The organism is Streptomyces sp. NPDC045287 (assembly GCF_056432325.1).
The window spans coordinates 248,033-260,764 of record NZ_JBWKJG010000009.1; the positions used below are offsets into that span (position 1 = coordinate 248,033).

The 12,732-nt window shown below is 74.6% G+C and carries 10 protein-coding genes and 1 pseudogene; 4 read left to right on the forward strand and 7 right to left on the reverse strand.

Features of this window, described 5'->3' with window-relative positions; translation table 11 throughout:
* Positions 1-36: 36 nt before the first annotated feature.
* Entirely contained in the window at positions 37-1,716 is a 1,680-nt protein-coding gene (locus AC07D6_RS17775; RefSeq protein ID WP_479045267.1) for an MFS transporter, read from the reverse strand.
* Between the two features lie 469 nt (positions 1,717-2,185).
* Between AC07D6_RS17775 and AC07D6_RS17780 the strand changes: the two genes are divergently transcribed.
* Positions 2,186-3,217 carry a phosphatase PAP2 family protein gene (locus tag AC07D6_RS17780; RefSeq protein WP_315881225.1) on the forward strand — a complete coding sequence of 344 codons (1,032 nt, stop codon included), beginning with the start codon at positions 2,186-2,188 and terminating at the stop codon, positions 3,215-3,217.
* Between the two features lie 151 nt (positions 3,218-3,368).
* Here the strand turns inward: AC07D6_RS17780 and AC07D6_RS17785 are convergent, their stop codons facing one another.
* Complete coding sequence (locus AC07D6_RS17785; RefSeq protein WP_479045270.1) at positions 3,369-3,584, reverse strand: I78 family peptidase inhibitor; 216 nt, start codon at positions 3,582-3,584, stop codon at positions 3,369-3,371.
* A gap of 346 nt (positions 3,585-3,930) precedes the next feature.
* Here AC07D6_RS17785 and ctaD point away from each other — a divergent pair.
* Positions 3,931-5,625: pseudogene (gene ctaD / locus AC07D6_RS17790) on the forward strand (aa3-type cytochrome oxidase subunit I); the annotation flags it as partial.
* On the opposite strand, the gene AC07D6_RS17795 reads toward ctaD, so the two are convergent.
* The 4 genes from AC07D6_RS17795 to AC07D6_RS17810 all read right to left on the reverse strand — a co-directional run bounded on the left by AC07D6_RS17795 (position 5,516) and on the right by AC07D6_RS17810 (position 9,656).
* Positions 5,516-6,580, reverse strand: coding sequence for a helix-turn-helix transcriptional regulator (locus AC07D6_RS17795; protein WP_479045272.1), 1,065 nt, complete (start codon positions 6,578-6,580; stop codon positions 5,516-5,518). The pseudogene ctaD and the gene AC07D6_RS17795 sit on opposite strands and share 110 nt — an antisense overlap.
* Before the next feature lie 64 nt (positions 6,581-6,644).
* Positions 6,645-7,439, reverse strand: coding sequence for a hypothetical protein (locus tag AC07D6_RS17800; RefSeq protein WP_479045275.1), 795 nt, complete (start codon positions 7,437-7,439; stop codon positions 6,645-6,647).
* Positions 7,436-8,719: a glycosyltransferase family 4 protein gene (locus AC07D6_RS17805; RefSeq protein WP_315881229.1), complete on the reverse strand. Its 1,284-nt coding sequence runs from the start codon at positions 8,717-8,719 to the stop codon at positions 7,436-7,438. The genes AC07D6_RS17800 and AC07D6_RS17805 overlap by 4 nt, the downstream gene beginning before the upstream one ends.
* A gap of 304 nt (positions 8,720-9,023) precedes the next feature.
* Positions 9,024-9,656, reverse strand: a complete 633-nt coding sequence (locus AC07D6_RS17810) for a transglycosylase family protein (protein ID WP_479045278.1) — start codon at positions 9,654-9,656, stop codon at positions 9,024-9,026.
* Positions 9,657-9,919: 263 nt separating this feature from the next.
* Between AC07D6_RS17810 and AC07D6_RS17815 the strand changes: the two genes are divergently transcribed.
* Together AC07D6_RS17815 and AC07D6_RS17820 are read left to right on the forward strand one after the other, a co-directional pair.
* Positions 9,920-10,744: a hypothetical protein gene (locus AC07D6_RS17815; protein WP_479045280.1), complete on the forward strand. Its 825-nt coding sequence runs from the start codon at positions 9,920-9,922 to the stop codon at positions 10,742-10,744.
* Between the two features lie 83 nt (positions 10,745-10,827).
* Positions 10,828-11,205 (forward strand): hypothetical protein, encoded by a 378-nt coding sequence (locus AC07D6_RS17820; RefSeq protein WP_479045283.1) that lies wholly within the window; start codon positions 10,828-10,830, stop codon positions 11,203-11,205.
* Between the two features lie 65 nt (positions 11,206-11,270).
* On the opposite strand, the gene der is transcribed toward AC07D6_RS17820, so the two are convergent.
* Complete coding sequence (der, locus tag AC07D6_RS17825) at positions 11,271-12,719, reverse strand: ribosome biogenesis GTPase Der (protein WP_315881233.1); 1,449 nt, start codon at positions 12,717-12,719, stop codon at positions 11,271-11,273.
* Positions 12,720-12,732 lie beyond the last annotated feature (13 nt).

The following is a 12,732-nucleotide window of genomic DNA, read 5'->3' on the forward strand; positions in this document are numbered from 1 at the left end:
ACCGTTGATAGTCGAGCTGGGCGCCGACGTTACGGCTCAGTGTGCCGCGCGTCCAGAGCCGGCCGGTTCCGCCGGGGCGCGCCGCGCGGGCACCCGCCGCGCGTCCGGCGCGCCGTGCGCGTCGCGGGCCGCGGGGACGGTGCGGTCCCCCGGGCCGTCGTCGTCGGCGGGGCCGCCCGCCTGCGCGTCCATCACCCGCGGCAGGCGCAGCGCCATCACCGCCCCGGCGAGCAGCAGCCCCGCGCTCACCACCAGCGTGACGTGCAACCCGTGGACGAAGGCGTGACGCGCGGCGGAGTGCAGCGCCTCGCCGGCCGCGCCGCCGAGCCGGGCCGCCACCTGGTAGGCCTCGCCCAGCGAGTTGGCGGCGGCGGCGCCCGCCCCGGCGGGGACGCCGGGGACGCCGGTGAGGCCGGGGGCGTACGCGGCGTTCATGACGCTGCCGAGCAGGGCGATGCCCATGCCCGCGCCGAGCTGGTAGGACGTCTCGCCGATGGCCGCCGCGCCGCCCGCGCTGCGGGCGGGCGCCTCGCTGAGCATCGACTCGTACGCCGCGAACAGCGTGGTCTGCAGGCCGAAGCCGAGCAGGACGAAGCCCGCGGTCAGCAGCAGCGGCCGGTCGTGCTGCCCCATGAGGACGAGCAGCAGCACGGACCCGGCGGTGAGGACGAAGCCGCCGGCGACCATCCGGCGCGGACCGAGGCGGGCGAGGGTGTACGAGCCGGTGGCGCCGGCGGCCATCGCGGCGAACGTCAGCGGCAGCAGCCGCAGCCCGGTCTCCAGGGGGCTCAGGCCCAGGATCAGCTGGAGGTACTGGACGGCGATCAGCTCCAGGCCGACCAGCGCCAGCATGGCGAGCACGATGCAGCCGACGGACGTGGTGAACGCGGCCCGCGAGAACATCTGCATGTCGATGAGCGGATGGGCGTGGCGGCGCTGCCGGCGGACGAAGAGGACGAGCAGCACGGCGCCGGCGAGCAGCGGGCCGAGCGTGGCGGCGCTCAGGACGGGGTCGCCCGCGCCGGTCCGCTTGACGCCGAGGACGACGCCGAGGACACCGGCGGCGGCCATCAGCGCGCCCAGGACGTCCCACGGCCCGTCGCCGCTCCCCCGCGACTCGGGCAGCAGCCAGCGGCCGGCCGGGAGGATCAGGGCCATCAGGGGGATGTTGACGAGGAAGACCGAGCCCCACCAGAAGTGCTCGACCAGGAACCCGCCGAGCACGGGGCCGGTGGCGGCGCCGACCGCGGCGACGGCCGTCCAGATGCCGATGGCCGTGGCCCGTTCGCGCCGGTCGGGGAAGACGGCGCGCAGCAGGGAGAGCGTGGCCGGCATGATCATCGCGCCGCCGACGCCGAGCAGCACGCGGGCGGCGATGAGCACCGCCGGCGTGTCGGCCAGCGCGGCGACGGCGGACGCCGCGCCGAAGAGGGCGTAGCCGCCGAGCAGGACGCGCCGCCGCCCGACCCGGTCGCCCAGCGTGCCGAAGAGGATCAGCAGCGAGGCGCAGACGAGCGGGTAGGCGTCGACGATCCAGAGCAGGGCCGTGGAGCTGGGCCGGAGGTCCTCGGTGACCGCGGGGACGGCGACGTGGAGGACGGTCGCGTCCAGCGCGACCAGCAGCAGGCTCACACAGAGGACGAACAGGACGACCCAGCGGTTGGCACCGCCGCCGGCGGCACGCAGACGCGCTCCGGCAGTGGCCGTTCCCGACATGTAGGTACCTCCCGCGTGGAACTCTCGCGCTCGGCGGGCACCGGCCGGGGAAGGGGACGTTCCGCGGGGCGGCCCGGCAACAGGGGGTCCCCGGCCGGATGCGTCCGGCTCTCCGGGGGCGGGCGAGCGAGACGTCAGCCTACGTGACGTGGGGCGGGTGGTGCGTGGCCCAGCTCTCACCGGAACGCGCCCGGGAGTGTGGCGTGCGCCACGCGGACCGCCCGTCGCGACACGCCCCCGGTGGCCCGAACGGCGTACGAATTCCCCGTGCGGCGGAGCGCGGCGGGTTTTCCTCCGGCGGACAAACACGGTTACGGAAGAACCGCTCCCGACATTAGGGCGACCTGCCCCGGCGCATTTTGGATAAGCATCGGATAAACAGCCGCCGAGACCCACTCCACATCACATCGTCATCACAAAGAGACCGGATCGGCCTGGCCCGACACTCACTCCCTGTAACGTCGATTGCGTGCGTACCGACATCTTTGCCCGTCTGGACCGGGAGCCGGAACCGCCGAAGATAGAGAGCCCGCGGATGAGCCGCACGCGTCTTGCCCTCTTCGGCGGGACGTCCGTGTTCTACCTGGCCATCGTCGTGGCCGTGCTCGCGTCGACGTGGCTGGTGCTCATCGACTGGAAGGTCATGCTCTTCCGGCCGTACCAGCAGTGGCCGGAGCTGCACGCGCCGCTCGACTACTTCGTGGTGCTCGGCCAGCGCGGCCCGACCGCGGTGATGGTGGCGGCCTGGCTCGGCTGGCGGTCGTGGCGGCAGCACACGCTGCGCCCGCTGCTCGTGCTGGGCACGGCGCTGCTGCTGCTGAACGTCACGGTGGGTGCCGTGAAGATCGGCCTGGGCCGGCTCGGCCCGCATTACGCGACGCAGATCGGCTCGGCCGAACTGTTCGCGGGCGGCGATATATTTCCTTCCGGGCACACCGCCAACGCCGTGGTGACCTGGGGCATCCTCTCCTACCTGGCCACCACGCCGCGGGCGCGCCGCTATCTGTCGGCCCTTTCCGCCGTGGTCGCCCTGGGCGTCGGCCTCACCACCGTCTACCTCGGTACGCACTGGCTGAGCGACGTGCTCCTGGGCTGGGCCGCCGGTCTGCTGATCCTGCTGGGCCTGCCGTGGTGCGAGCCGCTGATCGCGCGCGCGGAGGCGGTGCTCCTCGCCGCTCGGGACCAGGTGCGCGACCGGGTGCGCGGCCGGCTGCGGGAGCGCCGCCCCGCGCCCGCTCCGGTACGGCCCGTGGCACCGGTGGCGGCCGCCGGGCCGCTGCCGGACGCGCAGCCGCGGCGGCCGGCCGCCGAGCCCCCGGCGGAGCCGGTGCGCGAACCGGCGGCGGGTGCCGGGGCGGTCGGCGCCGGGACGCACGCCGCGAGCATCCGTACGACGCTGTCGCAGCCCCGCACGCACGCGGTGCTGCGTTCCGAGCGGATGCCGGTCACCCCGGCGGGCAGCCGCAGACCGCCGCGCTCCCGCCCGGTGACGGGCGGCTGAGCCGCCGGCGACGGTACGTACGCGAGGAAGGGCCCCGGCCACGTGCCGGGGCCCTTCCCGTGCCGTCGGGCGGACGGCACGGGGACGGAGGCGGAAGGCGCAGGGCGGGGGCGGAAGGCGCGGGACGGGGGCGGACGGCGCGGGGCAGGGGTCAGCCCACCCAGCAGCGGACGACGGTGTGGTCGCGCACCTCGAAGTTGATCCGGCCCTCCACGTACTCGAGCGTGATGACGGAGCCGGGCGGCAGCGCCCGTACGGTCGTCCAGCCCCGGGAGCGGGCCCGGCGCTTGGCCTCGCGGTCGTCGAGGCCGACGTACGCGCCGGGTTCGTCGGGCCGTGCGGGGGGTGTCGCGGGTATCGGTGCCATGGCCTCACCGTAGGCGCCCCCGCACGGGTATCGCCATCCTCCCGTACGCGGCCCGTCACATGTATGTCACAGACACCCGGGCCACGATTATCGGACGTTTCCGTGCCCGCAGGGCCCGCCGGAGGCGTTCCGCGGTAATTCCCCGAAGGCCGGGCGGCCCGCATTCGGCGGCTTGGGAATTCCCCCGAACGGCGTCACCCGAACACCACCGGACACGTTTGTTCCACGGGCTCTCCACAGAATTCCCGCACCTCCGGACGGCGTGAACGCGGGCGATCCGGGAAGGGGGCCGCGAGCATCGTGGGGCGGGACCGGGCCGACGAGGAGCCGATGCGGAGGGGTGCTGATGGGGACCGACACCGTCCGGGCGACCGCCGTGCCACCGCCGGTCCGGCGGCGCGGCCGGATGGTGGTCGCCTGGCTGACGACCACCGACCACAAGAAGATCGGTCACCTCTACCTGATCACGTCGTTCGGCTTCTTCCTGGTCGCCGGGGCGATGGCGCTGCTGATGCGCGCGGAGCTGGCCCGCCCCGGACTACAGTTGATCAGCAACGACCAGTTCAACCAGGCGTTCACGATGCACGGCACGATCATGCTGCTGCTGTTCGCGACGCCGACCTTCGCGGGGTTCGCCAACGAGATCGTGCCGCTGCAGATCGGCGCGCCCGACGTGGCCTTCCCCCGGCTGAACATGCTCGCCTACTGGCTGTTCCTCTTCGGCGGGCTGATCGTGCTCGGATCGCTGCTCGTGACGACCGGGGCGGCGAGCTTCGGCTGGTTCGCGTACGCCCCGCTGAACTCGCAGGTCCACACGCCCGGGGTCGGCGCCGACCTGTGGATCATGGGCCTGGCGCTGTCCGGGTTCGGCACGATTCTCGGCGCGGTCAACTTCCTGGCGACGATCATCGGGATGCGGGCGCCGGGGATGACGATGTTCCGGATGCCGATCTTCACCTGGAACGTCCTGTTCACCTCGGTGCTGGTGCTGGTCGCGTTCCCCGTGCTCGCGGCGGCGCTGCTGGTGCTGGAGTCGGACCGGCGGCTGGGGTCCCTGGTGTTCGCCCCGCAGTGGGGCGGGACGCTGCTGTGGCAGCACCTGTTCTGGTTCTTCGGCCATCCCGAGGTGTACATCATCGCGCTGCCGTTCTTCGGCATCATCACCGAGATCGTCCCGGTCTTCTCCCGGAAGCCGATCTTCGGCTATCTGACGCTGGTCGCCGCGACGACGGCCATCACCGGTCTGTCGGTGGTCGTGTGGGCGCACCACATGTTCGCCACCGGGGCGGTGCTGCTGCCGTTCTTCTCGTTCCTCTCCTTCCTGATCGCCGTGCCGACCGGGGTGAAGTTCTTCAACTGGACCGGGACCATGCTGAAGGGGTCGCTCAGCTTCGAGACGCCGATGCTGTGGGCGGTCGGCTTCCTCGTGTCGTTCCTCTTCGGCGGGCTGACGGGCGTCCTGCTGGCCTCTCCCCCGCTGGACTTCCACGTCACCGACACGTACTTCGTCGTCGGCCACTTCCACTACGTGGTCTTCGGCACGGTGGTCTTCGCGATGTTCGCCGGCTTCCACTTCTGGTGGCCGAAGTTCACCGGGAAGATGTTGGACGAGCGACTGGGGAAGATCCACTTCTGGACGCTGTTCACCGGCTTCCACCTGACCTTCCTGGTGCACCACTGGCTCGGCGCGGAGGGCATGCCCCGCCGGTACGCGGACTACCTCGCCGCCGACGGCTTCACCGCGCTCAACACGGCCTCCACCATCGGCGCGTTCCTGCTGGGCGCCTCCACGCTGCCGTTCCTGTACAACGTCTGGCGGACCGCCAAGTACGGCACGGAGGTCGGGACCGACGACCCCTGGGGGTTCGGTCGGTCGCTGGAGTGGGCGACGTCCTGCCCGCCGCCCCGGCACAACTTCCGGCACGTCCCGCTCATCCGGTCGGAGTCCCCGGCGTTCGACCTGCACCACCCGGAGCACGCGACGTACCAGCGTCCGGAGCGGGACGCCCCGGCGGACCCGGCCGAGCGGCCGAGCGGTCCAGGGCGCGGGTCAGGCGGTCTCGAACCGAACTGAGGTGGCCGACCAGCTCGCTCGGCTCCACCACCTCGAACTCCAGGCCCATCAGCGCCACGTGCACCACGAGCACGTCGAGGCCGCACGCGCCCGTGTGCAGCAGGCACGTCGTCTCGCTCTCGGCCTCCACGACCCCGTCGGACACGCCCACCACCTGCGCCGCCTCCTGTGCGGAGGCGTGCAGCCGGATCACCGCGCGCGCCACATACGCCGCCGTGGAGACGCCCCGCGCCACGTAGGCGGCCAGGTCCTCGGCGGGCGGGGTGCGCGGCGTGAACCGCGGCCCGTGCGGCGGCGTCGGGGTGATCCGGTCGACGCGGAACGTCCGCCAGTCGCCGCGGTCCACGTCCCAGGCGACCAGGTACCAGCGGCGCTCGGTGCACACGAGCCGGTACGGCTCGGCCGTCCGGTGGGTCGTGGTGCCGTTGTGGTCCCGGTACGCGAAGCGCAGCCGCTCGCCGTCCCGGCAGGCGCCCGCCAGCTCCGTGAGGACCGCCGCGTCGGCCTGCTGCCCCTCCCGCGGGGCGCGCATGGCCGGCACGGTGAACGTGGTCAGCGCGCTCACCCGCCGCCGCAGCCGGTCGGGCAGGACCTGGTCCAGTTTGGCCAGGGCGCGCAGCGACGTCTCGCCGATCCCCTCCACGCCGCGCCCCGCGGCGGTGCGCAGCCCCACGGCGACGGCGACGGCCTCCTCGTCGTCCAGCAGCAGCGGCGGCAGCCGGGCGCCCGCGCCGAGCTGGTAGCCGCCGCCGGTGCCCGGCGTGGCGTGCACCGGGTAGCCCAGCTCCCGCAGCCGGTCCACGTCGCGGCGCACCGTGCGCGGGGTGACGCCGAGCCGCTCCGCGAGGGCGGCGCCGGACCAGTCCCGGTGGGCCTGGAGCAGGGACAGCAGGCGCAGCAGTCGTGCCGAGGTCTCCAACATGGGGGCGAGTCTGCCAGCCGTCGCGGACGGGTACGGTCCGCGACGGCTCCCGCCCTCCGGGGCGCTACGGGACCGGGGTGACCCGGACGCAGAGCTCGTTGTCGGAGCTGTAGCAGGGCTCCGCCCGGAACCCGTCGCCCCGGGCCTGCGGGTACACGAAGACGTTCCTGCGGTCCCACACGTCGTCGAGGATCCGGGCCACCCGCACCGGCCCGGCGCCGGCGGAGGGCCGCAGCCACAGCTGCCACAGGCGCTGGCGGTCCGGCGCCGGCCCGGCGAGCGGGCCGTACGGCAGGGTGAAGGAGAACGTGCCGTCCTCGCCCTCCACCGGCACCTCCCGCACCTCGCCGCCCCACCGCGCCTCGGCCACCGCGCCGGCGCCCAGCACGGCGCCGTACAGCCGGCCCTCGACGGTGCAGCCGCCCGGCCCGAGGACGAGGTCGCCGGCCTCGGCGTGCCGGGCGCGCAGCCAGCTCCGGACGGCGAGCCGGCCGTCCGCCGTGGGGTACGGGACGCGCGCGGCGACCGGCCCGGACGCCTCGGGGACGCGGTCGACGAGGGCCCGTACGTCGCGGACGCCGGGCTCCACCGGGCGGCCTCCGACGGACACGTCCCAGTGGCCCTCCGCCAGCTCGACCGTGCTGGGCAGGACGGCGCGCGACCGGCCCCCGCCGGCCGGGGTGAGCGGCAGCCGGGCCTCCTCGGCCGGGTCGGCGCCGCGGCGGCGCAGCAGCAGGACCGGTTCCCCCGGCTCGGCGCCCGCTATGTCGAACGTGATGCCGCCCGCCGAGTCCGCGACGCAGTCGGCGCGCGGGGCGCCGTGCTCGGGGGCCGGCGTGGCCGGCGTGGTCCCGGTCATGCGGGCTTCCCCTTCCTGAGGACGTCGGCGGCCTTGTAGCGGGCCGTGTACGCGGCGTCGAGGACGGCGCCCCGCGCGCGGTGGAGCGCGTCGCGGCCCCGGTCGCGGGGGGCGGCGCCGGACCCGCGGGCGACCAGTTCCGCGAACAGCGCCTCGTGCCGCTCCGCGATCCGTACGGGGTCGAAGCGGCGGGACGCGGCGAGCGCGGCCCGCCCGGCGCGGCGGCGCAGCTCGTCGTCCTGGATGAGGCCGAGCAGCGCCTCGGCGACGGCGTCCGCGTCGCCGACCGGGACGAGCCGGCCGTCGACGCCGTCCTCGATGATCTCGCGGGGGCCGTGCGGGCAGTCGGTGGCGACGACCGGCAGCCCGCAGCGCATCGCCTCGACGATGGTCATGCCGAAGGACTCCAGGCGGGAGGTGACGGCGGCGACGGACCCCTTGACCCACTCCGGTTCGAGGGGGTTGGCGGGGCCCATCAGGTAGACGTGGTTGTGCAGCCCGCGCCGTTCGATCAGGGCGCGCAGGGCGTTCCTCTCGTTGCCGGTGGCGTCGCCGGAGCCGTAGATCCGCAGCCGCCAGTCGGGGCGGGCGGCGACGACCTTCGCGAACGCCTCGACCAACAGGTCGTACCGCTTGACCTTGGTGAGCCGGCCGGCCGCGACGACCCACTTGGCGGTGGAGTCGGCCGGTGCGACGGCCGGCGCAGGGACGCTGTTGGGGACGGCCTCGACGCGGACCCCGGGCAGCTTCAGCCGGGTGCGGTACGAGCGGGCGTCGGCCTCGGTGACGGTGGTGACGGCGTCGAGCAGCGGGTAGCGGAAGCCGATCTCGCGGCGCAGCCGGTAGCCGTGGCTGTCGAGGGTGAGGTGCTCCTGGCCGACGCGGACCGGGCCGCGGCGGGTCTGCCGGGCGATGTGCACGTTCAGCCCGGGGCGGGTGCCGACGACGACGTCGGCCTCCACCGCCTTCAGGTACGCGGCGATCCTCGTGTCGGTGAGGCGGCTGTACTGCTTCCAGCGGCCGTCGCCGCGCGGGAAGACCTTGGCGGGCCGCCGGTAGTCGGGGTGGTCGCCGTCGTACCCGGGGCTGTGCTTGCGCAGGTCGACGAGGTGCTTCATGGTCACGCCGGCGGGGGCGCCGAGGGTCGGCTCGTCGCGGTGGCGGAAGACGGAGACGATCTCCACGTCGTGGCGGGCGGCGAGCGCCTCGGCGAGGTTGAAGGTCGTGCGGATGGTGCCGCCGATCCCGTACGCGTTGTGGAGCAGGAAGGAGATGTGCATCGCGTGGCCGGGTCCCCCAGGTCGATAGGTCGTCAGAGGTGGACTGTACTTGGCCCGCACGGGCGGTGGCCGAGCCGGGGGACGGTGGCGCGGCCCTCGTCCGCGCCGCCCCGGGCGGGCCGCCGCGGCCGTCCCGCCGGGGGGCGGCGGACGGGCGGGCGCGGCGGCTCCGGAGCGGCCGGCCGGGGCACCGCGCCGGACGGGCCGGCGCCCGGCGCGCGTACGCCCCGCCGGGCGGGCCGGCGCCCCCGGGGACGGTGGTCACCGCCACCGGGCGGCGCCTCCCGGGATCCTGCGGGAGGGCCTACGGCAGGCGCAGCATCCAGCCGGGCCGGAGGACGTTCGGGTCGCCGCCCACGACGTCCCGGTTCGCGGCGTACAGCGCCCGCCAGCCGCCGTCGACGCCGAACCGCCGCGCCACCGTGCTCAGCGTGTCGCCCGGCTGGACGGTGTGGTACCGGCCGGACAGCCCGTACCGGCGGGAGCACGTGGGCCACGCGCTCCACCCCTGCCAGCGCAGCACCTCCTGCGCGACGGTGATCTGCTGGACGCGGCTGGCCAGGTCGGCGCGGCGCGCGTACGCCAGGCCGCCGAACTCCTCCCAGGTGGACTGCTTGAACTGCAGTCCGCCGTAGAAGCCGTTGCCGGTGTTGGCGTTCCAGCGACCGCCGCTCTCGCAGAGGGCGACGCACCCCCAGGGCCAGTCGCCGGGGCAGTCGGCGGACGTCGTCGCCCCCGCCCGGCGCCCCCCGGCGGGGACGGCGGGGACGGCGGAGGCGGCGGAGGCGGACGGCGGGGAGGCCCATGCGACCGCCTCCCCCGGCAGGGCCGGTACGGGGGCGAGGGCCACGGCGAGCGCGAACAGCGCGGCGGACGCCGGCGCGGCGGCGCGGACCCGCGCGCGGGGGGTGCGGGAAGGTTTCGGCTGCTTCGGCATCGGGCCACGCTAGGCACCGCCCCGTCCCCCGCTCCCGTACCGCACCGGCGCGCCGCCCCACCGCGCCGCGAACCCACCCGGTCGGCAGACCCCGGCCACCCGCCCGGACGCCCGCCCGGGAGGCGTGCCGGGGCCGGGCCGGACGGCCCGATTCGGTCGCCACGCGCGCGTGACCCCGGCCAGCACTCACCCGTTGAACTCGTCATGAGATGTGCCGGGACCCGCCCGGTACCGCACGCACCAACGAGTCCGAGGAGCCACCCGTGCCGCGCATGCTCGACGTCAGCGAGGACGTACGCGCCGAGATCGGTGACGACGAAGCCGACCGGCTGCTCGCCGGCGAGAACGCCCCGGGCAGCTACGACTGCACCTCCTGCCGCACCCCGGGCGACCCCGAGCAGGAGCGCACCAGCACCGTGCTGTTCGTCGGCGACGAGACCGCCGTCCTCGCCTTCGCCCACGCCACCTGCATCCCCTCCCAGGTCGTCAGGGTCTCGGAGGAGCAGTTGCAGGGCGCCGTCCGGTCGATCACCGGTCAGGAGCCGCAGCCGCCCGCGCCCGCCCCTGCGCCCGCGCCCGCGCCGGCGTCCGCGCGGGTGCCGTCGGACACCCGGCAGGCGGTCCTGGGCGTGACGAGCGGTCTGGTCCTGATCGAGGGGGACCTGCACCCGGCGCTCGTCGTCGAGCCGACCGCGCCGATCACCCGCCCCGGCTCGTACGGCACGGAGGACGAGTTCCTGCCGCTCCTCATCGAGCAGGGCTTCCTCCCGGTCTCCGGCCTGAACGCGAAGCCGCCGGTGCTCGCGGGCTGGTCCGTCCTGCTCGCCGTGGGGCAGCTCCACGCGATCCTCCAGCCGGGCACGGCGGGCGGCCAGCCGGTCGCCTGGTGGCAGGCGCACCAGCCGCTCCAGGTCACCGACGGCTGGCGGACGGCGGCGAACAAGTCGCACACGGTGCTGGTCTTCGCCGCGCCCGTCGGCTCCATCGGCCAGCAGCCCCGCGAGGACCTGTTGCGCGACGCGCTGGAGAAGGCCGCCGCGAACGGCAGCCTGGTCGCCGCCGCCATGCCGCTGGCCGGCACGTCCTGATGGGCACCCCGCTCCCCGCCCTGTGGAAGGCGATTTCCCCGTACGGGCCGCATCTCCCGGGCGGCGGGGTCGTTGGCACCTACGTGCAGCACTCATACGAGCCGTCCCGCCCGCCGTACCAGTACATCCCCGGTATGCGCCCGGCGGAGGACGGTCTGTCCTACTCGGCCACGCCGATCTACGACGCGCTGTACTCCGAGTACCGCCGGTCGTTCCGGGCGCTGCCCGGGGACCGCAGCGGCGAGGAGGACCTCAGGTTCCGGGCCTTCGGGGCGCTGCCGCCGATCCGTCCGGTCGACGGCGGGCAGGGCACCGCGGGTCACGTCCCGGGCCACACGACCGGCACGCACGGGTACGGGCAGGGGTGGCAGGCGCAGCAGTACGGCGGCTACGCGGCGGCCCGGCCGCACGGCGGACCGGCGCAGGCGGCGCTGCCGCCGGCACCGCGCCGCACCATGTGAACGGCGGGGCCGGGGGGACGTGATCGTCTCCCGGCCCCGCCGCCGTACGCCGCGCCGGAGCGCGGCTACTTCTTCCGGCCCCGCTTCTCACGGACCCTCACCGAGATGTGGATCGGGGTGCCCTCGAAGCCGAACTCCTCGCGCAGCCGCCGCTCCACGAACCGGCGGTAGCCGTGCTCCAGGAAGCCGGACGCGAACAGCACGAACCGGGGCGGCTTGGTGCCCGCCTGCGTACCGAACAGGATGCGGGGCTGCTTCCCGCCGCGGATCGGGTGCGGGTGGGCGGCGACGAGCTCGCCGAGGAAGGCGTTGAGGCGGCCGGTCGGGACGCGGGTCTCCCAGCCGGCGAGCGCGGTCTCGATCGCCGGGACGAGCTTGTCCATGTGGCGGCCGGTGCGGGCGGAGACGTTCACCCGGGGCGCCCACGAGACCTGCTGCATCTCGGTCTCGATCTCGCGCTCCAGGTAGTAGCGGCGCTCCTCGTCGAGCTCGTCCCACTTGTTGTACGCGATGACGAGCGCCCGGCCCGCCTCGACGGCCATCGTGATGATCCGCTGGTCCTGGACGGAGATGGACTCGGTGGTGTCGATCAGGACGACGGCCACCTCGGCCTTCTCGACGGCGGCGGCGGTGCGCAGGGAGGCGTAGTAGTCCGCGCCCTCCTGGAGGTGGACCCTCTTGCGGATGCCGGCGGTGTCGACGAACTTCCAGGTCTTGCCGCCCAGTTCGATGAGCTCGTCGACCGGGTCGCGGGTGGTGCCGGCGAGCTCGCTGACGACGACCCGCTCCTCGCCCGCGACCTTGTTGAGGAGGGACGACTTGCCGACGTTCGGGCGGCCGATGAGGGCGATGCGGCGGGGGCCGCCGACGGCGGTGCCGAAGGTCTGCGCGGGCGCGTCGGGGAGGGCCTTGATGACCTCGTCGAGGAGGTCGCCGGTGCCGCGGCCGTGCAGCGCGGAGATGGGGAACGGCTCGCCGAGGCCCAAGGACCACAGCATCGCGGCGTCGGCCTCGCCGGACGGGCCGTCGACCTTGTTCGCGGCGAGGACGACGGGCTTGCCGGCGCGGCGCAGCAGCTTGACGACGGCCTCGTCGGTGTCGGTGGCGCCCACGGTCGCGTCGACGACGAAGACGACCGCGTCGGCCGCCTCGATCGCGAACTCGGCCTGCGCGGCGACGGACGCGTCGATGCCGAACACGTCCTGCTCCCAGCCGCCCGTGTCGACGACCTTGAAGCGGCGGCCGACCCACTCCGCCTCGTAGGTGACGCGGTCGCGGGTGACGCCGGGGTGGTCCTCGACGACGGCCTCGCGGCGGCCGATGATCCGGTTCACCAGGGTCGACTTGCCGACGTTCGGGCGGCCGACGACGGCGAGGACGGGCAGCGGGCCGTGCCCGGCCGCCTCGATCGCGCCTTCGACCTCCTCGATGTCGAAGCCCTCTTCGGCGGCGAGCTCCATGAACTCCGCGTACTCGGCGTCGCCAAGTGCCCCGTGGTCGTGCTGGTCGTTCATGAAGTCCGTTCCT

Excerpts from the sequence above, each read along its gene's own strand:
- AC07D6_RS17775 (WP_479045267.1), bottom strand. The coding sequence starts at position 1,716 with ATGTCGGGAACGGCCACTGCCGGAGCGCGTCTGCGTGCCGCCGGCGGC.
- AC07D6_RS17785 (WP_479045270.1), bottom strand. The coding sequence starts at position 3,584 with ATGGCACCGATACCCGCGACACCCCCCGCACGGCCCGACGAACCCGGC.
- AC07D6_RS17795 (WP_479045272.1), bottom strand. The coding sequence starts at position 6,580 with ATGTTGGAGACCTCGGCACGACTGCTGCGCCTGCTGTCCCTGCTCCAG.
- AC07D6_RS17800 (WP_479045275.1), bottom strand. The coding sequence starts at position 7,439 with ATGACCGGGACCACGCCGGCCACGCCGGCCCCCGAGCACGGCGCCCCG.
- AC07D6_RS17805 (WP_315881229.1), bottom strand. The coding sequence starts at position 8,719 with ATGCACATCTCCTTCCTGCTCCACAACGCGTACGGGATCGGCGGCACC.
- AC07D6_RS17810 (WP_479045278.1), bottom strand. The coding sequence starts at position 9,656 with ATGCCGAAGCAGCCGAAACCTTCCCGCACCCCCCGCGCGCGGGTCCGC.
- der (WP_315881233.1), bottom strand. The coding sequence starts at position 12,719 with ATGAACGACCAGCACGACCACGGGGCACTTGGCGACGCCGAGTACGCG.